This window comes from Pseudomonas sp. BJa5 (assembly GCF_030272875.2).
Lineage (GTDB): Bacteria > Pseudomonadota > Gammaproteobacteria > Pseudomonadales > Pseudomonadaceae > Aquipseudomonas.
In genome coordinates this window covers 1-24,317 of sequence record NZ_JALRNG020000015.1, presented here as the reverse complement: position 1 = coordinate 24,317, position 24,317 = coordinate 1, and the positions used below count along the sequence as shown (strand labels likewise).

At 63.1% G+C, this 24,317-nt stretch carries 14 protein-coding genes; 7 read left to right on the top strand and 7 right to left on the bottom strand.

Features of this window, described 5'->3' with window-relative positions; genetic code table 11:
- Nucleotides 1–52: 52 nt before the first annotated feature.
- The 5 genes from M2D63_RS10935 to M2D63_RS10915 form a co-directional block, all read right to left on the bottom strand.
- Nucleotides 53–4,852, bottom strand: coding sequence for a hypothetical protein (locus tag M2D63_RS10935; protein WP_285862908.1), 4,800 nt, complete (start codon nt 4,850–4,852; stop codon nt 53–55).
- Nucleotides 4,853–4,928: 76 nt separating this feature from the next.
- On the bottom strand, nt 4,929–7,139 hold the full coding sequence (gene glgB / locus M2D63_RS10930) for a 1,4-alpha-glucan branching protein GlgB (protein WP_285862907.1): 2,211 nt from the start codon (nt 7,137–7,139) through the stop codon (nt 4,929–4,931).
- Nucleotides 7,139–10,450, bottom strand: coding sequence for a maltose alpha-D-glucosyltransferase (gene treS / locus M2D63_RS10925; protein ID WP_285862906.1), 3,312 nt, complete (start codon nt 10,448–10,450; stop codon nt 7,139–7,141). Before treS ends, glgB begins: the two co-directional genes overlap by 1 nt.
- Before the next feature lie 22 nt (nt 10,451–10,472).
- Nucleotides 10,473–12,497, bottom strand: coding sequence for an alpha-1,4-glucan--maltose-1-phosphate maltosyltransferase (locus M2D63_RS10920; protein WP_285862905.1), 2,025 nt, complete (start codon nt 12,495–12,497; stop codon nt 10,473–10,475).
- 234 nt (nt 12,498–12,731) lie between these two features.
- The gene (locus tag M2D63_RS10915; protein ID WP_285862904.1) at nt 12,732–14,405 is read right to left on the bottom strand and encodes an AMP-binding protein; all 1,674 of its coding nucleotides are present in this window, start codon (nt 14,403–14,405) and stop codon (nt 12,732–12,734) included.
- Between the two features lie 246 nt (nt 14,406–14,651).
- Here M2D63_RS10915 and M2D63_RS10910 point away from each other — a divergent pair, with 246 nt between their 5' ends.
- From M2D63_RS10910 to M2D63_RS10895, 4 genes are read left to right on the top strand one after another with little or no spacing between them, the layout of a single operon-like run.
- Nucleotides 14,652–15,815 (top strand): isovaleryl-CoA dehydrogenase, encoded by a 1,164-nt coding sequence (locus tag M2D63_RS10910; protein WP_285862903.1) that lies wholly within the window; start codon nt 14,652–14,654, stop codon nt 15,813–15,815.
- A 19-nt stretch (nt 15,816–15,834) separates the two neighbouring features.
- Entirely contained in the window at nt 15,835–17,442 is a 1,608-nt protein-coding gene (locus tag M2D63_RS10905) for a carboxyl transferase domain-containing protein (protein WP_285862902.1), read from the top strand.
- Between the two features lie 2 nt (nt 17,443–17,444).
- Nucleotides 17,445–18,263, top strand: a complete 819-nt coding sequence (locus M2D63_RS10900; protein WP_285862900.1) for a gamma-carboxygeranoyl-CoA hydratase — start codon at nt 17,445–17,447, stop codon at nt 18,261–18,263.
- A complete protein-coding gene (locus M2D63_RS10895) occupies nt 18,260–20,215 on the top strand; it encodes an acetyl/propionyl/methylcrotonyl-CoA carboxylase subunit alpha (RefSeq protein WP_285862899.1) in 1,956 nt (651 codons plus the stop codon). The genes M2D63_RS10900 and M2D63_RS10895 overlap by 4 nt, the downstream gene beginning before the upstream one ends.
- Nucleotides 20,216–20,326: 111 nt before the next feature.
- On the opposite strand, the gene M2D63_RS10890 is transcribed toward M2D63_RS10895, so the two are convergent.
- The gene (locus M2D63_RS10890) at nt 20,327–20,989 is read right to left on the bottom strand and encodes a LexA family transcriptional regulator (protein ID WP_285862898.1); all 663 of its coding nucleotides are present in this window, start codon (nt 20,987–20,989) and stop codon (nt 20,327–20,329) included.
- 132 nt (nt 20,990–21,121) lie between these two features.
- Here M2D63_RS10890 and M2D63_RS10885 point away from each other — a divergent pair, with 132 nt between their 5' ends.
- The 3 genes from M2D63_RS10885 to M2D63_RS10875 all read left to right on the top strand — a co-directional run bounded on the left by M2D63_RS10885 (nt 21,122) and on the right by M2D63_RS10875 (nt 23,610).
- Entirely contained in the window at nt 21,122–21,454 is a 333-nt protein-coding gene (locus M2D63_RS10885; RefSeq protein ID WP_285862897.1) for a DUF6124 family protein, read from the top strand.
- Nucleotides 21,455–21,900: 446 nt separating this feature from the next.
- Nucleotides 21,901–22,413: a DUF4880 domain-containing protein gene (locus M2D63_RS10880; RefSeq protein ID WP_285862896.1), complete on the top strand. Its 513-nt coding sequence runs from the start codon at nt 21,901–21,903 to the stop codon at nt 22,411–22,413.
- 48 nt (nt 22,414–22,461) lie between these two features.
- Complete coding sequence (locus tag M2D63_RS10875; RefSeq protein WP_285862895.1) at nt 22,462–23,610, top strand: M14-type cytosolic carboxypeptidase; 1,149 nt, start codon at nt 22,462–22,464, stop codon at nt 23,608–23,610.
- A gap of 6 nt (nt 23,611–23,616) precedes the next feature.
- Here the strand turns inward: M2D63_RS10875 and M2D63_RS10870 are convergent, their stop codons facing one another.
- Nucleotides 23,617–24,114 (bottom strand): PaaI family thioesterase, encoded by a 498-nt coding sequence (locus M2D63_RS10870; protein WP_285862894.1) that lies wholly within the window; start codon nt 24,112–24,114, stop codon nt 23,617–23,619.
- Between the last annotated feature and the right edge of the window lie 203 nt (nt 24,115–24,317).

The following is a 24,317-nucleotide window of genomic DNA, read 5'->3' as shown; positions in this document are numbered from 1 at the left end:
TCGTCAACGACGAGCCCGGTAAGCCAGCAGCGCTCACCGCTGCGCGGGGTCATCAACCTTTGGCGAGGTCCAAAGGCGTTTCACTGCCAAGATCCGCCGTGGTCAGCCGGCTATTGAGGCGAAACTTCGACTCGATAGCTATATCGATGCTGTTCAGTTCGAACCTCGGTGCCTTGGCTGTGCCATACACCCGATAGACCTTGTTTAGCTTCCTGTCGGAAAAATAGTGTTTGAGCAGTGCCTCAAAGTCGCTGAAGCGCTCGAATTCAACCAGCCCGGTATTGGGATCATAGAAATGATAGACAGCCCGTCCATTACTGATGCGCGCGCCAATGAGCATGGCATGGTTGCGCGTACCTAGCTCATAATATCGGGTCGCCGTCAGCGCTTTGAGTCGGTCGAACACATCGCTGAGCGGGAAGTGTGCGCCGGTGCGGGAATGTAGCGATCCTTTGTTCAGGACCGCCAGGCTTTGCTTCAACAGTTTACTTTCGGCGGCCCCGGTGTTCGCCGCGTAGAAAAACAGCCTGTCAACCAGGTTATTCTGAGTCCCGGCATCCAGTGCTACCGCCATGGCCTTGACCAGCCCCAGGCATTTTCCCTCACCTGTACCGATGACCAATGCCTGAGGCACCGCTCGGTATACCGCGTTACCCTGAACCGAAAAGTATTTAAACCTGTTGCCCGCCCGCAGCAGGTTCTTCATCACTGATTCAGCGTAGGAGGATTGCTCGATACGTGCTGCCAGCGCCCCTTTCTCCCGGTCGCTGAGCTTATCCGCAAACTTGAGATACCATGCTTTGAGCCTGGCACTTGACCAACGCTGCGTATCGACCGGTAAGCCGGGAACGACAGTCGGCTTTTTTTTCCCCAGTGCGTATTCAGCGCTTCTGCCAGCGCTCGCTGTCCTCCATTTGTTCAGTTCCTGATCGTAACGTGTATCGTCTGCAGAAGATGACGTTAACGCGGTGGCCTTTGCCTGCAAGCCTCTACCCGTCAACCGCCTATAGATCTGCGGTGCATTGACCAGCACTGCACCTTGCTGAAACTCAACGGGTGACAGGGCTTGCGCCTGAACGGCATAGGACTTGGCATCCGTGAGGCTGTCGAATTCCCGATACTTCACAGTCCAGCCTCTGGCCTCTGTCTGATAAGTGCCAATCCACACGTTTTCTGGCAAGACCATCGAAGTATCAAGCACCTCGCTGCGCCACAGCCCCGATGCCGCAGGCTTCAAGTCAAAGACCACACGCTGCCCCTTCGCGTCAGTGCCAACGGCGAGATAATGGAGAATCATGCGATCGTTTCTCCAGGCACTCATGACCCTGACCTTGGCATCACTGAATCCATGGGTCTCCATGTATTCCAGCGATCGTTGACAAGCGTCTATTTCCCCCGGCAGATTCTCGGCCCAAAGGTCAGCAAGATATGCTTGCTGAGCAAGGGTTTCAGCGTTGTTGAGTGCAGTCCTGACGGGAGCGAGCAGCGGCTCGCCCCTGAACTCCGGCGCAGAAGCATCGACGTAGACAAGGACGCCTGCACCGTTGCAGTGGATGCCGTCCGGGCCAAATTTCAACTGTTCCTTGAGGTCGACAGCCGTCCAAGGCCTGGCGGAGGTCTTGGCAAAGAGCGTCTGCTGCGCCAGACCTGTGACCTTGCCGTTGCCCAAGCTCACCGATCCATGCAGGAGCTCGCCATCGCTTTGTGCGACCACCGCGACGCGGTAACCACGAGGTAAGGCCTCGAGGTCTTCAGCAGTGAAGATCTGCTTTGCCTCGCGACCCAGAAAGACCACGCGCCAGTCAGGGGCCATCGAGCCTTGCACGGACACCGAGGCCGGTATGCCTGCGCGCGATTGCACATGCATGACCTGCTGCCAGGCCGGGCGATGCTGCCCGGCGGCTGGTTCGAAGCCCAACTCGGCCATCATGATCGAACGCTCGCGAGGCGAGGCTCGGAAAAAGGCAGCTAAACTCAGCCGCTCACCGTTTTGCGATTGCAACTGCTGGCGAAACAACCTGACTATTTGTTTCATATCCGCCGTCAACGCCCCGACCATTTCTACTGATTCCATGAACGGGCGAACGGCCTGCATCCCGGCGGACGCTCCACTCAAGATCAGCATCAGTCTATCTGCACTGATATCGGCCTCTGCCTCTCGAATCAGGTCGGCGCTGTCTGCAACTTCAAGTAACTCATAGTCCAGATGCAGGCTGGCCACACCCGTCGCGACATCCACCCCCAGCGCGATCACCAGAGGCAGAAGTTCGCCCCCAGCACCCAGCGTCAAGGCAAGTGTGGCGACGGTGGCGCCAAATTGCATCAATCCCCTTTCAAGGTTGATCTCTGCGGCCTGGCGCTGCTCATCGGCTGTGAACACGTAACCGTTCAGGTTCGAATCAAGCCAGTCCATCTCGGCAGTGAACAAACGCGCATAAGGATTGTGGCGTTGTTCAAAGGAAATTTTTGCAGTCCAGTATTGAGCGTCCTTGATTGATGAACGCTGGGCAATGATGTCTTCAGACTTGATCAGTTGTTGATCCACGTGTGACAGGTGGTAGCGAATGAAACGCTCAAACTCGGTAGATTGATCGTACTCCGGCCACAAATAGACTTTGCCTGTTGCCGTCGAGACCAGCATGGCCCCTGCTGTTGCCCAGAGAGCCAACAGGTGAGGAACGACCTTGCCATTGACCAACACCAAGCGCTCATGGGTCTGCCCCAGCATCCACTGGTTGATCAGGTATCGAACGTGGCCACTCGCGCCATTCAACAGGTATTTAGCCAGCACGCCTTGAAATCGCTGCCTGGCAACATGCTCATACTGCTCGCCATACAGCGGATCCTTCTTGAGCGCTGCCGTATCAGCTGAAAACTGTTTTGCCACATACCCTGCAAACTCGCGACGCCTCAAGAAAGCCGCAACCGGATGATGCTTCAACCTATCGCCTGGATTCACATTGGCTACTACCTTGCCGCAGCGATAGTGCTTTCCGAGCAAAATGTCTCTTACACTGTAACGCGTGAGGTCACCCACAAATGCGTTGCTGAATGAAAAGCCCTTGGTTGCAAACTTCACACTGACCTGTTCGTCCAGTACCTTGCGGTCAAAGGCTAGACCACTATTGTTGTGTATCCGTAACTGATTGAGCAGCACTTCATCGACATATTCATCGCTCCCCAGCGCAGGGCTGGAAGGTGCTGCGCTCGAGGTGAGCGACGGTCGATCAACATCATCGGCAGCGTTAATTGCTTGCGTCAGGGCACCCTTCAAAACGCGGATGCGATCCTGGAGGGTGGAAATCTTGAATTGCATGGCTATCCGCTGCTGATAATTCCCCCTGATCAACAACCTGTAGTAGTGCTTTTCAGAAATGAAACCTGGATACGAGCCCGGCGGAAGAGGCAATTCGCCTGTCGCTTTTTGAAGTGCGGCTTCATAGACCGCCTTCTGCTCTACAAGTTGCCGACGCTGCGCCTTCAAACGGCTGATTTCCGTCTCCTGCTCAGCGACCGACTCCTGAACAGCAACGATGTTAGCCAATGGGCGCTGTCCTACAGGCGCTGCCTGGACACTCGAACCCACCAGCAGCATCCCAGCCATCAGGCCTGATCCCCATCCGCCAGAAGGACCTTGAGCCGCCACCACAGCTGCAACGACTGGCAGCATGAAATCCACACTAGTGCTTGATGTCGGCGCCACTTCTTCAGCTGTCGGGGCGGCCGAAGACGGCTTCACTTCGGATTCGACGAAAGTGAGTTGCCTGTCTGGTGGAATCGGAGGGACAGAGCCGGCCTTGTACATCTGTCCCGGAACGAGTCCGGGGACATTCAAGTAAACCGCCAACTCGATTGCCCCCCCAAGCAAGCGCCGGGGTGGCGTCAAGACGGGCTGTCGGCGCTTGTTCGTTCGGACTGCTCGCAGCCAATCAGCGGGGCGCAAGTGCTCAAGCAGATCTGTGGCGGTCTGCCACGGCTCGCGCTCCTCGAACATTCTTTTTAGATTGACCGTCACTGTCTCCAGGTCCAGCTCTGCCATCAGCCCGTGGAGCTTGCGCAGCAGAATATCCAGGTGACTGTCATCCAGACCCGGCAGTTGCCTGGCCAAATGCAACAGCAGGTGCTCGCGACTCTCGCGCGGCCCTTGCTCAGCCAGGTGCAAGGTTGCCGCCAGCGGCAGACCCAGGTACCAGGCGCCAAGCAGCATTGGAGCGAAGCTGCCAAACACCCCGAAGGTGGCAGCGGTCGCAGCCACGACACCGCCGCGCCACAGCATGCTGACCGGGTTGGCCGTGTCCTCCACCGAGGGATGCGCCTGCGCCCAGATCCGCGACATCAACGGGTCGTCCAACAGAACCCGGTCGGCCAGCTCGTTACGCAGGTCCGACACTTCCAGATTGGTGATCTGTTGAGGATCACAATCCTTGACTACCGCGGCCACCACCTTGAAAAAGGCATCACCTTCCAGGCTGATCGCCCGGTACTCGCCCCTGATCATTGGGCCAATGCGCGTGGGCTCCAACCTGATCGTGACTACGTTGCCCAGCCCGACACCCAACTGTCCCTCCTCCAGTGGGCAGGCGGGATCGCTAATGCTGATTCCGTACAGCACTTGGCCATCCACCCCTTCCAGTACCAGGGTGTCGCATTCGAGCACGCCACTGGCCACCAGCAATCCTGGCAGCAGGGTCATGGCGATGTTTTCTTCGACCGCAGCGCTGCGTAACGCTTCTGCGATGCGCTGCGACTGCATGCCCGGCGGGTTTGAGACTGCCACTGAGCGCGGTGTAGGTGTAAGGAACTCTTTCGGGATGAGAGGTTGGTTGGAAGGTGAATTAGTGACGATGGGCATGACTGTACGTCCGTAATACCGGACGTACAGTAAACATCCCTTTTCAAGATAGGGCTTTTACAAAGCGCTCAGCCGATCATCGCGGCCGCAGGACCAGCACCCCCAGCGGCGGCAGGTTCAGGGCCAGCGACAGCGGCTGGCCATGGCTGGCCACCGCCTCGCAGGCCACCTCGCCCAGGTTGCCAAAGTTGGACCCGGCGTAGCCTTCGGCATCGCTGTTGAGCACCTCGGCCCAGCGCTCGCCGAAGGGCACGCCGATGCGATAGCCCTTGCGCGGCACCGGGGTGAAGTTGGCCACCACCAGCATCGGCTGGCCGCTGGCGCTCCAGCGCAGCCAGGCATAGACGCTGTTGTGCGCATCGTCGCCGATCAGCCACTGGAAGCCCTGGGACACGCAGTCCTGCTCGTACAGCGCCGGCTCGTTGCGGTACAGGCGGTTGAGGTCGCCGACCAGGCGCTGGACCCCCAGGTGCTCGGGGTACTTGAGCAGGTACCAGTCCAGCTCGCTGTCGTGGTTCCACTCGCGCCACTGGCCGAACTCGCAGCCCATGAACAGCAGCTTCTTGCCCGGGTGGGTCCACATGAAGGTCAGGTAGGCGCGCAGGTTGGCGAATTTCTGCCAGCGGTCGCCGGGCATCTTGTCGATCAGCGAGTGCTTGCCGTGCACCACTTCATCGTGGGAGATGGGCAATATGAAGTGCTCGGAGTAGGCATAGATCAGGCCGAAGCTCATTTCGTTGTGGTGATAGGTGCGGTGGATCGGGTCGTTCTGGATGTAGTGCAGGGTGTCGTGCATCCAGCCCATGTTCCACTTGTAGGCAAAGCCCAGGCCACCCTGCTGGGTCGGCTGGCTGACCCCGGGCCAGGCCGTGGACTCTTCGGCGATGATCAAGGCGCCGGGCACCTCGAGGGCGACCACATCGTTGAGGTGGCGCAGAAAGTCGATGGCCTCCAGGTTCTCCCGCCCGCCATGGCGGTTGGGCACCCACTCCCCGTCCTTGCGCGAATAGTCGCGGTACAGCATCGACGCCACGGCATCGACGCGCAGGCCATCGATATGGAAGTGCTTGAGCCAGTGCAGGGCCGAAGCCAGCATGAAGCCGTGGACCTCGGTGCGCCCCAGGTTGTAGATCAGCGTGTCCCAGTCCTGGTGGAAGCCTTCGAGGGGGTTGTCATACTCGTACAGCGCCGTGCCGTCGAAGCGCGCCAGGCCATGGGTGTCGGTGGGAAAGTGCGCCGGTACCCAGTCCAGGATCACGCCGATCGAGGCCTGGTGACAGGCATCGACGAAGGCCGCGAAGTCTTCGGCCGAACCGTAGCGCGCGGTGGGCGCGAACAGCGACAGCGGCTGATAGCCCCAGGAGCCGCCGAACGGATGCTCCATGATCGGCATCAGTTCGATATGGGTAAAGCCCAGTTGCTGGACGTAGGGCACCAGCCGCTCGGCCAGTTCACGCCAGTTGTAGAAACGCTCCACTTCACCGGTGTCGTCCATCTCGCACTGCCAGGAACCGGCGTGCAATTCATAGATCGACAAGGGCGCCGTGGTCACCTGGCGTTCACCACGCTCTTGCATCCACTGCAGGTCCCGCCAGTGGTGGGCCAGGGGCCCGGCTACCCGCGAGGCGGTGCTGGGTGGCAACTCCGTGGCGCGGGCCAACGGGTCGGCCTTGAGCGGCAGGATGCCGTCACGCCCCAGCACTTCATACTTGTAGGCTTCGCCGGCGCCCAGGCGTGGCACGAACAGCTCCCAGACCCCGGAGGCGTGGCGCAGGCGCATCGGGTGACGACGGCCGTCCCAGTTGTTGAAGTCGCCCACCACCGACACCCGCCGGGCATTGGGCGCCCACACCGAAAAACGCACACCCTCGACGCCATCGACCTTCACCGGCTGTGCGCCCATGCTGCCGGCCAGATCGCGGTGGTTGCCTTCGGAGAACAGGTACAGGTCCATGTCGCCCAACTGCGGACCAAAACTGTAGGGGTCTTCGGTGATCTGCTCGCCCCCGGCCCAGTTGATACGCAGCAGATACGGCTGCTGCTCCGGCAGGTGGGCAATGAACAACCCCGGTATCGGCTCTTGCTCCAGGTCTCCCAACAGCCGTCCGTCGTCACGGGCCAGGGCCTGGACGCTCAGGGCATTGGGCAAATAGGCGCGGACAAACTGGCCGCCCGCACCATCCGGGTGCGGGCCGAGCACGGCGAACGGGTCTGCGTGCTCGGCCCTGACCAGCGCCTCGCTGTCACGATGTCCCAGTCCACCTTCCTCGCGCTTGCGTTGAATCATCAGCTCTCTCCCCAGGTACTTGTCAGGCCATGCAGGCCATGCAAAGGCACGGCCAGCCAACTTGGGCGGTTCTCGGCTTCATACAGGATTTCGTAGGCGGCCTTTTCCAGGCTGAACAGTTCCAGTGCCGCACGCTCGCCGTCGGCATGTTCCCAGGCATGGGGCATGGCCGCGGTGGCCAGCCCGTAGGCCTCGACAAACGCTTGTCGGGCCTGGTGCAGATAACGCCTGGCGACGCGCTGACGAGCCTTGAGGGCAACGTCCGAGAGGTCGACACTGGAGGCACTGCGCAGCACCATGGCAGCAGCATAGTCGAAAGATCGCAGAACGCCGCTGACATCCTTGTACGGACTGTGCCGGGCCCGACGCTCCTCCAGCGGCCTCGCCGGTTCGCCCTCGAAATCGATCAGGTAGGCATCGCCCTGCACCACCAGTACCTGGCCCAAATGCAGGTCGCCGTGCACGCGCATCAACAGCCCGCCCTGGACTTGTTTGCTCAGGGTCGTCACGGTGGCCAGCAGTGCCTGGCGTTGCTGCAGCAGGTCATCGACCAGGCTCTGGCTTTCACTGTCCAGCTCGGCGCGGTGCTGGTCGAGCAGGTCCAGGGCACGATTCAGTTGCGCTCCGATGTGCTTGCCCCAAGCCTGGCAGTCGCGGGCGCTGCTCGGTTTCGGTGCAAAGGCCGGATCTTTGCTCGGCGCTGCCAGCAATAGGTGCATCTCACCCAGGCGCTGGCCCAGCAACGCAGCGAAACCGGCCAGCTCTTGCAGGGCGTCGGCGTGCGCATCGCGGGCAGATTTGCCCGGCTCCAGCTCGTCGCGAATGGCCCGCTCCAGGTTGTTCTGGGTCCAGTCCCAGGCGTCGCCCTGATTGCTCAGGTAGCCCTGGGCGATCATCAGCAGGTGGGGTTGGCCCTGGGCATCCACCCGGCTTACCCAGCCCAGCAGCGGCGAGATATTGGCAAAGCCGGCGGCGGTCAGGTAGGCACTCATTTCCAGCTCCGGGTGCACCCCGGGATTGACCCGACGGATCAGCTTGAGCACCAGGCTGCCCCCGACCACCACCGAGCTGTTGGACTGCTCGGCCGAGAGGTAGCGCACCGGGGCATCGTCCGTCAGGTTCAGGCCGGCCAGCTGCCCGCTGGCCTCGAAGCACAGCTCGCCTTCACTGCAGGGCAGCCGGGTGCCGTCGCGGCAGGCCACGAGCACGGCACGAATGAAGCTTTCGAGCACGAAGCCGTCGGTGATCAAGCCTACCTGACGCCCGCGCCGCACCCGCGCCAGTGCCAGTTGTTGGGGCGCGGCCGTGGTGATCTGCTCTTCACCGATCAGACCGAATGGCAGTTGATAGCGGCTGAGCTGCTCGCCACTGCCCACCTCGATCTCGCTCCACAACACCGGGCTGGTGGGCGTACCGAAGCGCACACCGTAGGCAATGCGCACCTGGTCGATGCTGGCGCCCTTGCCGGCGAACCAGCGGCGCTTGGGCAGGTACTGGGGCAGGATGCTGTCTTCCAGGGTGTTGCGGGCGGGCGCGTCCAGCAGCTCTTCCATACGTTTTTTCAGCACCAGGGTGGTGAACTCGGGCAGGCTCTGCGCCGGCTCCACATGCCAGCTGGGCATCTGGTCCCGGGGCGCGAGCAGGAACCAGTAGAACCCGTAGGGCGACAGGGTCAGCAGGAACGGCAACTGGCCGATGGGCGGGAAGGCGCTGCCGCCGAGCATCTCCACCGGCACGCTGTCGGCGTACTGCGACAGGTCGAGCTCCGCCGCCTGGGCGGCCCGCGAGACGTTGGCCACGCAAAGGATGATTTCCTGCGTGCCATCGGCGCCGCTGTACTCGCGCAGGTAGGCCAGGATCCGCCGGTTGCTCGGCGACAGCATTTTCAGGCTGCCACGGCCGAAGGCCTTCTGCTGCTTGCGCACCGCCAGCAGGCGGCGGTTCCAGTTCAGCAACGAGTGCGGGTCATGGGCCTGGGCCTCGACGTTGACCGACTGGAAGCCGTACAGCGGGTCCATGATCGGCGGCAGCACCAGGCGGGCCGGGTCGGCCCGGGAGAAACCGCCGTTGCGGTCGATCGACCACTGCATAGGCGTGCGCACGCCGTCACGGTCGCCCAGGTAGATGTTGTCGCCCATGCCGATCTCGTCGCCGTAGTACAGGGTCGGTGTGCCCGGCATCGACAGCAGCAGGCTGCTGAGCAGCTCGACCCGGCGCCGGTCGCGTTGCAACAGCGGCGCCAGGCGCCGACGGATGCCGAGGTTGATCCGCGCCCGGCGATCCTCGGCGTAGTAGTTCCACAGGTAGTCGCGCTCGCGGTCGGTGACCATCTCCAGGGTCAGTTCATCGTGGTTGCGCAGGAAGATCGCCCACTGGCAATTGGCCGGGATCTCCGGGGTCTGGCGCAGGATATCGGTGATCGGGAAGCGGTCCTCCTGGGCCACGGCCATGTACATCCGCGGCATCAGCGGAAAATGGAAGGCCATGTGACACTCATCGCCCTGCCCTTCACCGAAGTACAACTGGGTGTCTTCCGGCCACTGGTTGGCTTCGGCCAGCAGCATGCGGTCGGGGTAGTTGGCATCGATTTCGGCCCGGATCCGCTTGAGCACCTGGTGGGTCTCGGGCAGGTTCTCGTTGTTGGTGCCGTCGCGCTCGATCAGGTAGGGAATGGCGTCCAGGCGCAGGCCATCGACGCCCAGGTCGAGCCAGTAGCGCATTACGCCGATGACCGCCTTCATCACCTGCGGGTTGTCGAAGTTGAGGTCCGGCTGGTGCGAGTAGAAGCGGTGCCAGAAATACTGGCCGGCCACCGGGTCCCAGGTCCAGTTGGACTTCTCGGTGTCGAGGAAGATGATCCGCGTGCCGTCGTACTTCTGGTCGCTGTCGGACCACACATAGAAATCCCGGGCCTTGCTGCCAGGCCTGGCATGGCGCGCCTTCTGGAACCAGGGGTGCTGGTCGGAGGTGTGGTTGATGACAAGCTCGGTGATGACCCGCAGGCCACGCTGGTGCGCCTGGGCAATGAAGCGCTTCACATCGGCCAGGGTGCCGTAGTCCGGATGCACGGCCTTGTACTCGGCGATGTCGTAGCCGTCGTCGCGCCGTGGCGAGGGGTAGAACGGCAGCAACCACAGGGTGTTGACCCCAAGTTCGGCGATGTAGTCGAGCTTGGCGATCAGGCCGGGGAAATCGCCGATGCCGTCATTGTTCGAATCGAAGAAGGATTTGACGTGCACCTGGTAGATGATCGCGTCCTTGTACCACAGCGGATCGTCGATAAAGGCTGCCGGGCGGTTGCGCTTGGCCATGGTCGACTCCTTTCCCGTGTGTCTAGAGGGCTTTTTCGATACGCCAGATTCCGAACGGCAGGTGCCAGGGCTCGATGCGCATCCATTGGGTCTTGCCGTGCCAGGTCCAGCGATGGCCGGTCATCAGGTCTTCGCCACGGGTGTCGGCGTTGTCGTCCAGGCCCAGCTCCCACAGCGGCAGCTCGAACTGCGCCTCCTGGGCGTTGTGCGGGTCGAGGCTGACGGCGATGAGGATGAAATTGTCGCGATTGGCGGTGCGCTTGCCGAAGTACAGGATGTTGTCGTTCCAGGCGTTGTAGCAGGCCAGCCCCAGGTGGGTTTGCAGCGCCGGGTTCTGTCGGCGGATGCGGTTGAGCTGGGCGATCACGGCAATGATATTGCCGGGTGCGGTGAAGTCCCGGGGACGGATCTGGTACTTCTCCGAATCCAGGTATTCCTCCTTGCCCGGGATCGGCGTGGCCTCGCACAGCTCGAAGCCCGAGTACATGCCCCACAGGCCCGAGCCCATGGTGGCCAGGGCGGCGCGGATGAGGAACCCCGCACGTCCGGATTCGTGGAGGAAATACGGGTTGATGTCCGGGGTGTTGACGAAGAAGTTCGGCCGGTAGCACCAGCACCAGGGCGGCTGGTTGAGTTCCTCGAAGTAGCTTTGCAGCTCGGCCTTGGTGTTGCGCCAGGTGAAGTAGCTGTAACTCTGGGAGTAACCGACCTTGCCCAGGCGCGCCATCATCGCAGGCTTGGTGAAGGCTTCGGCGAGGAAGATCACCTGCGGGTGCTGACTGCGGACATTGGCAATCAGCCAGTGCCAGAACGGCAGCGGCTTGGTGTGCGGGTTGTCGACGCGAAACATCGTCACCCCTTCCGCCACCCAGCCCAGCACCACGTCGCGCAGCGCCAGCCACAGCGATGGCACGGACTCGGCGGCATAGAAGTCGACGTTGACGATGTCCTGGTATTTTTTCGGCGGGTTCTCCGCATAGCGGATGCTGCCGTCCGGTCGCCAGGAGAACCAGCCGGGATGTTCCTTGAGCCAGGGGTGGTCCTGGGAACACTGGATGGCGAAATCCAGGGCGATCTCCAGGCCATGCTCGGCGGCCGCGGCCACCAGCCGGCGAAAGTCCTCGCGGCTGCCCAGCTCTGAATGGATCGCCTCGTGGCCGCCCTCCTCGCTGCCGATGGCATAGGGGCTGCCGGGATCCCCCGGTTCGGCCTGCAAGGCATTGTTGCGGCCCTTGCGGTAGCGCATGCCGATGGGATGGATGGGCGGGAAATACAGGACATCGAAGCCCATGTCGCGAATCATCGGCAGGCGTTGCTGCACATCGTTGAAGGTGCCGTGGCGCTCGGGGTCGTCGGTGATCGAGCGGGGGAACAGTTCGTACCAGCTGGCGAAGCGCGCTTGCAGGCGTTCCACATCCAGCGGGTATTCGGGGCTGCGACTGAGGTACATGCGGTGGTCGGCTTCGGCCATCAGCAGCGCCGTGTCGGCATGCAGCAGCAAGGTCACCTGCTCCTCCACGGGCAACGTGGGCAAGCGCTTGTGCAAGGCCCGTAGCTGTTCACGCAAAGGCCCGTCGCTACGGGCGATGTTCTGCTCGATGAACAACTGCCCTTCCTTGAGCTCCAGCGACACGTCGAGGCTTGCGGTGAACTTTTTCTCCAGGTCATGGCAATAGGTGGCGAACGGGTCGATCCAGGCTTCGATGCTGAACAGGTGCGGGCCCTGCTCGCTGACGCTGAACGCCCCCTGCCACAGGTCGTTGCCGACAAACTGCATCGGCACACAATGCCAGCGCCGGCTATGAGCCTGGCGCCAGTTCAGCCTTACCGCCAGGGTGTCGTGGCCGTCGGCGTAGACCTTGCTGCTGACCGTCACCGCCTCCCCCACCGTGGCCTTGACCGCGAACAGCCCGCCGTCGAGCAGCGGCTGGGTGTTCTCGATCACGATCCTGGGCTCCAGCAGCGCCTGGGACAGGCTGATGGCCTGCTCGGGATGATCGTCTACCGGGGTCGTGCGGTCGGTTTCGAAGGGCTCTTCGCGGGTCATCGATCCTTGCTCCGTTACGAGGTGACGTAAAAGTTCAGAACGGATGGGCGGCCCGGGGTTCAAAAAAAAATGAGCGATGGGTGCTGTGTGCAGTCGAAAGGAATGGTGTCCCGCCATCCAGATCCCGGTAGCGAGGTCAGGCCGACCGTGCCACCGGTGAAAGCTTAGACAGTCTTGATCGCGGGGCAAGCCCGCTCCTACAAGCTGTAGGAGCGGGCTTGCCCCGCGATGGACTCACTGCGAGGTCAGCTCCTGGATACTGATTTCGCGCATCCGGAACTTCTGCACCTTGCCCGTCACCGTCATCGGGAACTCGTCGACAAAGCGGAAGTAGCGCGGGGTCTTGTAGTGGGCAATGCGGTTCTTGCACCACTGTTGCAGCTCGATCTCGCTGGCACCGTGCCCCGGATGGAACTTGATCCAGGCGACGATCTCCTCGCCATAGCGGTCATCGGGAATACCGATCACCTGCACGTCGGCCACCGCCGGGTGGGTGAAGAAGAACTCTTCCAGCTCACGCGGATAAATGTTCTCGCCGCCGCGAATGATCATGTCCTTGTTGCGCCCGGCGATGCACACATAGCCCGCTTCGTTCATGGTCGCCAGGTCGCCGGTGTGCATCCAGCCCGCCGGGTCGATGGCTTCGCTGGTGGCCGCCGGGTTGCCCCAGTAGCCGAGCATCACGCTGTAGCCGCGGGTGCACAATTCGCCGATCTGCCCGCGCGGCACGATGCAGCCGTGCTCGTCGACGATCTTGCTCTCCAGTTGCGGCTGGGTGCGCCCCACTGTGGTCACGCGCAACTCCAGGTCATCGTCGGGGCCGGTCTGCAGCGACACCGGGCTGGTTTCGGTCATGCCGTAGGCGATCTGCACTTCGCTCATGTGCATCTGGTCGATCACCCGGCGCATCACCTCGATCGGGCAGGTCGCCCCGGCCATGATGCCGGTGCGCAGGCTGGACAGGTCAAAATCGCTGCGCTGGGGATGGTCGAGCATGGCGATGAACATGGTCGGCACGCCATACAGCGCGGTGGCCCGCTCCTCGGCGACGGTGCCCAGGGTCAGCACCGGGTCGAAGGCGTCGTTGGGGTAGATCATGGTGCTGCCATGGGTCACGCAGCCCAGGTTACCCATGACCATGCCGAAGCAATGGTACAGCGGCACCGGGATCACCATGCGGTCCTGCTCGGTCAGGCCCAGGCTCTCGCCGACCATGTAGCCATTATTGAGGATGTTGTAGTGACTGAGGGTGGCCCCCTTGGGGAAGCCGGTGGTGCCGGAGGTGTACTGGATATTGACCGGCTGGTCGAACTGCAGGCTCTGCTGGCGGGCCAGGTAGTCGGCCGGCTCGACCTGCGCCGCCAGTGCGGCCAGCTGCTCCCAGGGCAGGAAACCGGCCGGCGGCGTGGCGTCCAGGCTGATCAGCCCGCGCAGCTCGGGCAGCCGCTCGCTGTGCAACTGGCCAGGCGTGTAGCCGCCCAGGTCTGGCAGCAGCTCGGCGAGCATGGCGTGGTAATCGGAGGACTTGAAGGCCCCGGCGCAGATCAGCCACTGACAACCGGACTGCTTGAGCACATACTCAAGTTCGCTGGTGCGGTAGGCGGGGTTGATGTTGACCAGGATCACACCGATCTTGGCCGTGGCGAACTGGGCAATGCACCACTGCGCGCAGTTGGGCGCCCAGATCCCCAGGCGATCGCCGGTCTTGAGCCCCAGGGCCATCAGCGCCCGGGCGTGCTGGTCGACGCTGTCGGCCAGTTGCCGCCAGCTGTAGCGTACTTGCTGGTGGCGCACCACCAGGGCCTCGCGCTCGGCGAAGCGCGAGACGGTATTGTCGAACGCCTGGCCAATGGTCATGGCCAGCAAGGGCTTGTCCTGACGCCCCTGGGTATAGCTCGGTTGATTCATGGCGATCCCTTGTTGTGTTTGTTTTGGGAGCTGATTCAAGCGGGACTTACTGTGGCTGATATTTACGTTAACGTAAAGGTCATGATGCGATTGACAGCCACCGAATGCAGGTTTACGTTAACGTAAAGGTGATCGATACCGGCCAATCTCGGGGCAAGCCCGCTCCCACCCTGTAGGAGCGGGCTTGCCCCGCGATTGACTCCACACCGACCCGACTCCAAGAACAATCAACAGAAGGTGCCTCGCATGCGCTATCCGACCCTGAACTTCGCCCTGGGCGAAACCATCGACATGCTGCGCGACCAGGTTCAGTCCTTCGTCGCGAATGAGCTGGCGCCCCGCGCCGCACAGATCGACCAGGACAACCTGTTCCCGGCCGACATGTGGCGCAAGTTCGGTGACATGGGCCTGCTCGGCATCACCGTCAGCGAAGAATACGGCGGCGCCGGCCTGGGCTACCTGGCCCACGTGGTGGCCATGGAAGAGATCAGCCGCGGCTCGGCCTCGGTCGCCCTCTCCTACGGCGCCCACTCCAACCTCTGCGTCAACCAGATCAACCGCAACGGCAACGCCGAGCAGAAGGCCAAGTACCTGCCCAAGCTGATCAGCGGCGAGCACATCGGCGCCCTGGCCATGAGCGAACCCAACGCCGGCTCCGACGTGGTGTCGATGAAGCTGCGCGCCGAGGAGCGCGGCGACCATTTCGTCCTCAACGGCAGCAAGACCTGGATCACCAACGGCCCGGATGCCAACACCTACGTGATCTACGCCAAGACCGACCTGGACAAGGGCCCCCACGGCATCACCGCGTTCATCGTCGAGCGTGACTGGAAAGGCTTCAGCCGCAGCAACAAGTTCGACAAGCTGGGCATGCGTGGCTCCAACACCTGCGAGCTGTTCTTCGACAACGTCGAAGTGCCGAAGGAAAACATCCTCGGTGCCCACAACGGCGGCGTGAAGGTGCTGATGAGCGGCCTGGACTACGAGCGCGTAGTGCTGTCCGGCGGCCCGACCGGGATCATGCAGGCCTGCATGGACCTGGTGGTGCCTTATATCCATGACCGCAAGCAGTTCGGCCAGAGCATCGGCGAGTTCCAGCTGATCCAGGGCAAGATCGCCGACATGTACACCCAGCTCAACGCCAGCCGCGCCTACCTGTATGCCGTGGCCCAGGCCTGCGATCGCGCCGAAACCACCCGCAAGGACGCCGCCGGGGTGATCCTCTACACCGCCGAACGCGCGACCCAGATGGCCCTCGAAGCGATCCAGATCCTCGGTGGCAACGGCTACATCAACGAGTTCCCGGCCGGTCGCCTGCTGCGCGACGCCAAACTCTACGAGATCGGCGCCGGCACCAGCGAAATCCGCCGGATGCTGATCGGCCGCGAACTGTTCAACGAAACCCGCTGAGCATAAGGACCAGGCGCCCATGGCTATCCTGCACACCCAGATCAACCCGCGCTCGGCGGAATTTGCCCAGAACAGCGCGGCCATGCTCGAACAGGTCCAGGCCCTGCGTACCCTGCTGGCCAAGGTCCACCAGGGCGGCGGCCACAAGGCCCAGGAGCGGCACACCTCGCGGGGCAAGCTGCTGCCGCGCGAACGTATCGACCGCCTGCTCGACCCGGGCTCGCCGTTCCTGGAGATCGGCCAGCTGGCCGCCCATGAAGTCTACGGCGAAGACGTACCGGCCGCCGGCGTGATCGCCGGCATCGGCCGGGTCGAAGGCGTCGAATGCATGATCGTGGCCAACGACGCCACGGTCAAAGGCGGCTCCTACTACCCGCTGACGGTGAAAAAGCACCTGCGCGCCCAAGCCATCGCCCTGCAGAACCGCCTGCCCTGCCTGTACCTGGTGGACTCCGGCGGCGCCAACCTGCCGCGCCAGGACGAAGTGTTCCCGGACCGCGAGCACTTCGGGCGGATCTTCTTCAACCAGGCCAACATGAGCGCCCTGGGCATTCCGCAGATCGCCGTGGTGATGGGTTCGTGCACCGCCGGCGGCGCCTATGTGCCGGCCATGGCCGACGAGGCCATCATGGTTCGCCAGCAGGCGACCATCTTCCTCGCCGGCCCGCCCCTGGTAAAAGCCGCCACCGGTGAGGTGGTCAGCGCCGAAGACCTGGGCGGTGCCGACGTGCACTGCAAGACCAGCGGCGTTGCCGACCACTACGCCGACAACGACGAGCACGCCCTGGCCATTGCCCGGCGTTGCGTGGCCAACCTCAACTGGCACAAGCTGGGCAAGGTGCAGCAACGCACGCCGATCGCCCCGCTGTACGACGCCCAGGAGCTGTATGGCGTGGTCCCGGCCGACGCCAAGCAGCCTTTCGACGTACGCGAGGTGATCGCCCGCCTGGTGGACGGTTCGACCTTCGACGAGTTCAAGGCACTGTTCGGCACCACCCTGGTGTGCGGCTTCGCCCACCTGCACGGTTACCCGATCGCGATCCTGGCCAACAACGGCATCCTCTTCGCCGAAGCTGCGCAAAAAGGCGCGCACTTCATCGAACTGGCCTGCCAGCGTGGCATCCCCTTGCTGTTCCTGCAGAACATCACCGGCTTCATGGTCGGCCAGAAGTACGAGGCCGGCGGCATCGCCAAGCACGGCGCCAAGCTGGTGACCGCGGTGGCTTGCGCCCAGGTGCCGAAGTTCACCGTGATCATCGGCGGCAGCTTCGGTGCCGGTAACTACGGCATGTGCGGCCGTGCCTACGACCCGCGCTTCCTGTGGATGTGGCCCAACGCCCGGATCGGCGTGATGGGCGCCGAGCAGGCCGCCGGCGTACTGGCCCAGGTCAAGCGTGAACAGAGTGAGCGCAGCGGTCATCCGTTCAGCGCCGAAGACGAGGCCCGCCTCAAGCAGCCGATCCTCGACCAGTACGAACACCAGGGCCACCCCTACTACTCCAGCGCCCGCCTGTGGGACGACGGGGTCATCGACCCTGCGCAAACCCGCGATGTGCTTGGCCTGGCGTTGTCCGCTGCCCTCAACGCACCGATCGAACAGAGCCGTTTCGGCATTTTCCGGATGTGACCATGAGCGACTTCACTACCCTTGAACTGATCAAGGACCCCCGTGGTTTCGCCACCCTGTGGCTGAGCCGGGAAGACAAGAACAACGCCTTCAACGCGCAGATGATCCGTGAACTGATCCTGGCGATCGACCAGATCGGTGAGGACGCCGGGCTGCGTTTCGTCCTGCTGCGCGGCCGTGGCCGGCACTTCAGCGCCGGGGCCGATCTTGCCTGGATGCAGCAGTCGGCGGCCCTGGACTACAACACCAACCTGGATGACGCCCGCGAACTGGCGGAGCTGATGTACAACCTGGCCAAGCTCAAGGTGCCGACCCTGGCCGTAGTCCAGGGCGCGGCCTTCGGCGGTGCGTTGGGCCTGATCAGCTGCTGCGACATGGCCATCGGCAGCCTGGAAGCGCAACTGTGTCTGTCGGAGGTGCGCATCGGCCTGGCCCCGGCGGTGATCAGCCCGTTCGTGGTGCAGGCCATGGGCGAGCGCGCCGCACGCCGCTATGCCCTGACCGCCGAGCGCTTCAGCGGCGAGCGTGCCCGCGAGCTGGGCCTGCTGGCCGAAGCCTACCCGGCGGCGGAGCTTGAGCAACAGGTCGAACTATGGATCGACAACCTGCTGCAGAACAGCCCCCAGGCCATGCGCGCCAGCAAGGAGCTGCTGCGTGAAGTGGGCCACGGTGAACTGACCCCGGCCCTGCGTCGCTACTGCGAAAACGCCATTGCCCGCATCCGGGTCAGCCCCGAGGGCCAGGAAGGCCTGCGCGCCTTCCTGGAAAAACGCACCCCGGCCTGGCAGACCGAGCCGTCGAACAAGGAGCCGCGCCCATGAGCCGCACCCCGTTGACCACCCTGCTGGTTGCCAACCGTGGCGAGATCGCCTGCCGGGTCATGCGCACCGCCAAGGCCCTGGGCCTGACCACGGTCGCCGTGCACAGCGCCATCGACCGTGAGGCCCGGCACAGCCGCGAGGCCGATATCCGTGTCGACCTCGGTGGCGCCAAGGCCAGCGAAAGCTACCTGGACATCGACAAGCTGCTGGCGGCGGCCAAGGCCAGCGGCGCCCAGGCCATCCACCCGGGCTATGGCTTTCTCTCCGAGAACGCAGGCTTTGCCCGCGCCATCGAGCAGGCCGGGCTGATTTTCCTCGGCCCACCGGCCAGCGCCATCGACGCCATGGGCAGCAAGTCGGCCGCCAAGGCCCTGATGGAAAAAGCCGGCGTGCCGCTGGTGCCGGGCTATCACGGTGAAGCCCAGGACCTGGAAACCTTCCGCGCCGCCGCCGAGAAGATCGGCTACCCGGTGCTGCTCAAGGCCACCGCCGGCGGTGGCGGCAAGGGCATGAAGGTGGTCGAGAGCGAAAGCCAGCTGGCCGAAGCCCTGGCCTCGGCCCAGCGCGAGGCGCAATCGTCCTTCGGCGATTCGCGCATGCTGGTGGAAAAGTACGTACTCAAGCCACGCCACGTGGAGATCCAGGTGTTCGCCGACCAGCACGGCAATTGCCTGTACCTCAACGAGCGCGATTGCTCGATCCAGCGTCGCCACCAGAAAGTCGTCGAAGAAGCCCCGGCCCCGGGCCTGAGCAGCGCCCAGCGCCAGGCCATGGGCGAGGCGGCGGTCAAGGCGGCCCAGGCCATCGGCTATGTCGGTGCCGGTACCGTGGAGTTCCTCCTCGATGCCCGCGGCGAATTCTTCTTCATGGAAATGAACACCCGCCTGCAGGTCGAGCACCCGGTCACCGAGGCCATCACCGGCCTGGACCTGGTCGCCTGGCAGATCCGCGTGGCCTGCGGCGAACCGCTGCCGATCAGCCAGGATCAAGTGCCCCTGGACGGCCACGCCATTGAAGTGCGGCTGTACGCCGAAGACCCGGCCAACGACTTCCTGCCCGCCACCGGACGCCTGGCGCTGTACCGCGAATCGGCGCCGGGCGAAGGCCGTCGGGTCGACAGCGGCGTCAGCGAAGGCGACAACGTCTCGCCCTTCTACGACCCGATGCTGGGCAAACTGATCGCCTGGGGCCAGACCCGCGAACAGGCGCGCCTGCGCCTGCTGGCGATGCTCGATGAATTCGCCATTGGCGGGGTGAAAACCAACATCACCTTCCTGCGGCGCATCCTTGCCCACCCGGCCTTTGCCGAGGCGGAGCTGGATACCGGGTTCATTCCGCGCTACCAGGAGCAACTGCTGCCTGCCAGCGAGGCACTGCCGGCCGATTTCTGGCAGGCGGCGGGTGAAGCCTACATCCAGAGCCAGCCCGCACAACCGCGCAGCGATGATCGCCATTCGCCCTGGGCTGCCAGCAGCGGCTTCCGCGCAGGCGTGCCGGCGCAAGTCAGCCTGCACCTGAACTGCAATGGCCAGGCCCAGGCCATCAGCCTGGTGCAGGGCGCAGCGCCGACCCTGAAGCTCGACGGCGAGCACCTGATGACCGAGCACGACGGCCTGCGCCGCCGGCACCTGGCCATCCGCCGTGGCGACGCCCTGTACCTGCAATGGGACGGCGAACTGCACACGGTGACCCCTTACGACCCGATTGCCGAAGCCGATGCCAGCCACAGCCATCACGGTGGCCTGGGCGCGCCCATGAACGGCAGCATCGTGCGTGTGCTGGTGGAAGTCGGCCAGGCGGTAGAAGCCGGTACGCCGCTAGTGGTACTGGAAGCGATGAAGATGGAACACAGCATCCGCGCTTCCCAGGCAGGGACCGTCAAGGCGCTGTTCTGCCAGGAAGGCGAAATGGTCAGTGAAGGCGCGGTGCTGGTGGAACTGGACGAGGCCTGAGTCGCTCCGCTGTGGGAGCGGGCTTGCCCCGCGATTGGCCGCACCGTGGCCAACGCTGGGCGATACCTGCGGTGAAGCCTGTGCCGGCCTCATCGCGGGGCAAGCCCGCTCCTACAGGAATTTCATCAAGGCCTGCACTACCACACCGACCACTTCGCACTGCTCGGTGCACAGGGTTTTCGGGTAGGTCGGATTGAGCGGTTTAAGATAACGCTGACCACCCTCCTCGATCAGCTGGCGAAAGGTCGTCGCCATGCTGCCAGAAGCCCGCACGATCACCAGCTTGCCTGGCGCAGCCGCTACACCACTGTCCACCAGGATCAACATGCCCTCCGGCACACTCACCCCTAGTGGCGCCGTCATCGCATCGCCCTCCACCCGCAACCAGAAGGCCGGCCCTTGCGCCTGATAATCGGTCGACTGGCGCACCGCGTCCGCAGGCAAAGACCCAAGGTCCAGCCCTGTCCAGCTCAGGACGGGATAACGAAAATACAATTCGTGTTGTAGGCCATCAGCGCCAGTCACTGTAGTCGGATTGCCCGATACCGAGTAAGTGCCACTGTCTTCCGCTGTACGAGCCGGGAACACCATCTGCAGCGGCGGCAGCCCCACCTCCACCAGGATCTGGTTGAGCACCCGCAGCTTGGGCTCGCGCTCCTCGCGCAACCAATGGCCGACGGCGCCCTGGGTGACCCCGATGCGTTCGGCGAGATTTTCCTGCGTGACCTTCAGTTCACGCATCCTGGCTTTGACCAGATCAGTCCATTTATCCATCGCTGGCACGATACGGACTGCTCCCGGACGCTCAATACACAAATTGTAGTATTTAAAAAGCCGAGACAACTACATTACGTATTATTGTTAGTCCAGACATCCGATTCCCCACCCTCTATGGCAGGTAGCCGAATGAAACCGACCTTTCCCGACATGGACATCAACCTGGACAGCGAAGCCCTGAGCAGCAGCGACGCCGCCCGGCGTGCACTGGATTTCTACCTCAACCCCGTCCCCGCGGCCCTGCCTCCGGACACTCCCTGGATGGTTCCCCATGGCAGCCTGAGCAACGCCCAGGCCGCCGAACGCGCCACCCAGCTGCTGCGCTGTGCGGCGGCCACCGCCTGCGAATCGGCCGATGGCCTGCAAGGCATGCCCAGGGACCTGGCACTGACCGTCGTGCACATGATCAACATGGCCAGAACCCTGCTCGAACACGTGCCGGCCGATCATCTGCGGCCTTGAATCAACAGTGGAATAACGTGAGCAGTCGAGGCAATGACGGCGTCGGTGCCGTGCATTGTAGGAGGGAGCGCATTCGGTAAGATTTTTTTACGGAATGGCAGAAAATTCATTTGACTTGCAAATGATAACGATTATTATTGCTTGCAACTGGTCGCGAGACTGGTTGGATAAACTGACAGCCCTTAGGTCGGACTCTCAGATTATCTCCTCATCAGGCTAATCACGGTTTTTGACCCGGCTTTTTCGCCGGGTCTTTTTTTTTGGCTCTTCAGGCTAATGAAGGCGGGTGTTGCTTGAATGGCCGCGATGATAGCAAAAGAATATCGCCCGGTGAAGGTCGATAGCACGCTTTGCAGATTTAGCACTTGAGAATCAATCTCGTTACTAATAAGCTAGGCCTGCGTCATGGAGGACGCCCCCTCCCCCAACCAGCAAGGAGCTTGTACATGACCCGTCTGTTGCTGCCCCTTGAGCATCACCCCCATTCCCACGACCTGACGGACCACAGCCAGCTACAGCAACTGAAGAAGCTGCCACGCCGTGTCCAGCAGGTATTCCTGCTCAGCCGCCTCGACCAGTTGGATTTCGCCGCCATCACCGAGCGCCTGGGCCTGTCCGCGCTGACCGTGGAGCGCTACATGAACCAGGCCCTGCACAGCGTCCAACCGCAGCCCGATGCGCTGGCAAGCCTGGCCGGGCAATGGTACGTGCGCCTGCAGAGCCCGCAGGTCACTGCCAGCGAGCGTATCGACTTTCGCCGCTGGCTGGATGCCAGCCCTGCGCACCGCGACGCCTTCCATGCCGTGGAACTGCGCTGGCGCACCCTGCTCGCCCCGGCCCGGCAACTGGGACGCGACGCCTGGTATCGTCAGCCGCGCGCGGCCTTGTCACTGGGCGGTTGCACGGTGGCCATCGGCCTGGGCCTGGCGGCATTGGCAGCAATCGGTTTGTGGTCGTGAGCCAGGCGTGTAGAGTGAGCCTCACAACAACTCTACAGGAGCCTGGTGATGACTGTGACGCTGTCCCCCCTGCATATCGATTGCGACTTCGATTCCGGCAATATCCTGATCAGCGACGCCAGCGACCCGAGCCGTACCCGCCTGGCGATTCGGCCTGATACCCGCAGCGATCACTTCCAGTGGTTTCACTTCAAGGTCAGTGGCCTGACCAAGGGACACGACCACCACTTCATCCTGGAAAATGCCGGGCAGTCGTCCTACAACCAGGCCTGGAAAGGCTACCAGGCCGTGGCCTCCTACGATCAGCAACACTGGTTCCGGGTGCCAACCGAGTTCGACGGCAAGGCGCTCAGCTTCAGCCTCAAGGCCGCGCAACCGCAGGTGTGGTTCGCTTATTTCGAACCCTATAGCCGTGCCCGCCACAATCAACTGATCGAGCGCGCCCGCAACCTGCCTGGCGTCGACCTGCTGGCTACCGGGCGCAGTGTCGAAGGCCGTGATATCCCGTTGCTGCGTGTGGGCGATGGCGCCGCCGGCAAGCGCAAGATCTGGATCATTGCCCAGCAGCACCCGGGCGAGCACATGGCCGAATGGTTCATGGAGGGCGTAATCGATCGCCTGCAGCACAACGACCCGACCGTGCAGGCGTTGTTGCAGGCCGCCGACCTGTACCTGATCCCCAACATGAACCCCGATGGCGCGATTGCCGGCCACCTGCGCACCAACGCCGCCGGCCAGGACCTCAACCGCGCGTGGCAGAACGCAAGCACCGACAGAAGCCCCGAAGTGCTGTTCGCCCAGGTGCAGATGAGGCAGTACGGCGTCGACATGTTCCTCGACGTGCATGGCGACGAGGAAATCCCCCATGTATTCACCGCTGGCTGCGAAGGCAACCCCGGCTTCACGCCACGTCTGGAAGCGCTGGAACAAGCCTTCCGCGACAACCTGTGCAAGCGCACCCGCGACTTCCAGCAGGTACACGGCTACCCGCGCTCGGCCCCCGGCCAGGCCAACCTGACCCTGGGCGCCAACAGCGTCGGCCAGGCCTACGACTGCCTGTCGCTGACCCTGGAAATGCCGTTCAAGGACCACGACGACAATCCCGACAAGAAAACAGGCTGGAACGGCCAGCGCTCCAAGGACCTGGCCAGCGCTGTGCTCGATGTGCTCGGACAGATGGCCGGCAGCTTGCGCTGAGACGCCTCAGGCCTGACCGTGGGCCTTGTGCTTGAGCTTCTCGGTGTCGACCCGCACGAACACCGAGTCGGCGCTCACGGTCAGTACATCGCCGGCCCAGACCTCGCAGATCACCCGGGTCTTGCGCCCTACCTCACCCTCTACCCGGGCCTTGAGCAGCAGCTCGACGCCCATCGGGGTGGGTTTGAGGTAGGTCAGGCCCAGATGCCCGGTGACGCAGTCGATGCGCGGCAGGCTGCCCGGCTCGCGCCCTTCGGCACGGTAATGCCAGGCCATGGCCGTCCAGTTGGAATGGCAGTCGACCAGCATGGCCAGCAAGCCGCCATATACCAGGCCCGGCCAGCCGAGAAAGGTGCCGTCGGGTGAATGCCGGCAGATCAGGTGCGTGCCGTCTTCGTCCCAGTGACTTTTAATGTGCAGCCCGCTGGGGTGGGAGCAGCCGCAGCCATAGCAGACGCCCTCGGGGGCGGCCAGTTCCTGAACGGATAACAGGTGATTGTCCATAAACTTCCTGGTTGTCTGTTTTGTAGGGAAAGCGTTGCCGATAGTAGCGCCGAACCATGTAAAAGCCCATGAGCGGGGGCTGGGGTTGGGTGTTGGGTTGTGAGCTTATCCATTCCATGCAGCGAGGCGGCCGGCCCCTTCCGCCTTTACGGCGGCCTACTTTTCTCTTGGGAAAAGTAGGCAAAACCGCTTGCTCCTGCATC

Bases quoted from the DNA above. Each gene is read 5' to 3' on its own strand.
- M2D63_RS10935 (WP_285862908.1), bottom strand. From the start codon at position 4,852: ATGCCCATCGTCACTAATTCACCTTCCAACCAACCTCTCATCCCGAAA.
- glgB (WP_285862907.1), bottom strand. From the start codon at position 7,139: ATGATTCAACGCAAGCGCGAGGAAGGTGGACTGGGACATCGTGACAGC.
- treS (WP_285862906.1), bottom strand. From the start codon at position 10,450: ATGGCCAAGCGCAACCGCCCGGCAGCCTTTATCGACGATCCGCTGTGG.
- M2D63_RS10920 (WP_285862905.1), bottom strand. From the start codon at position 12,497: ATGACCCGCGAAGAGCCCTTCGAAACCGACCGCACGACCCCGGTAGAC.
- M2D63_RS10915 (WP_285862904.1), bottom strand. From the start codon at position 14,405: ATGAATCAACCGAGCTATACCCAGGGGCGTCAGGACAAGCCCTTGCTG.
- M2D63_RS10910 (WP_285862903.1), top strand. From the start codon at position 14,652: ATGCGCTATCCGACCCTGAACTTCGCCCTGGGCGAAACCATCGACATG.
- M2D63_RS10905 (WP_285862902.1), top strand. From the start codon at position 15,835: ATGGCTATCCTGCACACCCAGATCAACCCGCGCTCGGCGGAATTTGCC.
- M2D63_RS10900 (WP_285862900.1), top strand. From the start codon at position 17,445: ATGAGCGACTTCACTACCCTTGAACTGATCAAGGACCCCCGTGGTTTC.
- M2D63_RS10895 (WP_285862899.1), top strand. From the start codon at position 18,260: ATGAGCCGCACCCCGTTGACCACCCTGCTGGTTGCCAACCGTGGCGAG.
- M2D63_RS10890 (WP_285862898.1), bottom strand. From the start codon at position 20,989: ATGGATAAATGGACTGATCTGGTCAAAGCCAGGATGCGTGAACTGAAG.
- M2D63_RS10885 (WP_285862897.1), top strand. From the start codon at position 21,122: ATGAAACCGACCTTTCCCGACATGGACATCAACCTGGACAGCGAAGCC.
- M2D63_RS10880 (WP_285862896.1), top strand. From the start codon at position 21,901: ATGACCCGTCTGTTGCTGCCCCTTGAGCATCACCCCCATTCCCACGAC.
- M2D63_RS10875 (WP_285862895.1), top strand. From the start codon at position 22,462: ATGACTGTGACGCTGTCCCCCCTGCATATCGATTGCGACTTCGATTCC.
- M2D63_RS10870 (WP_285862894.1), bottom strand. From the start codon at position 24,114: ATGGACAATCACCTGTTATCCGTTCAGGAACTGGCCGCCCCCGAGGGC.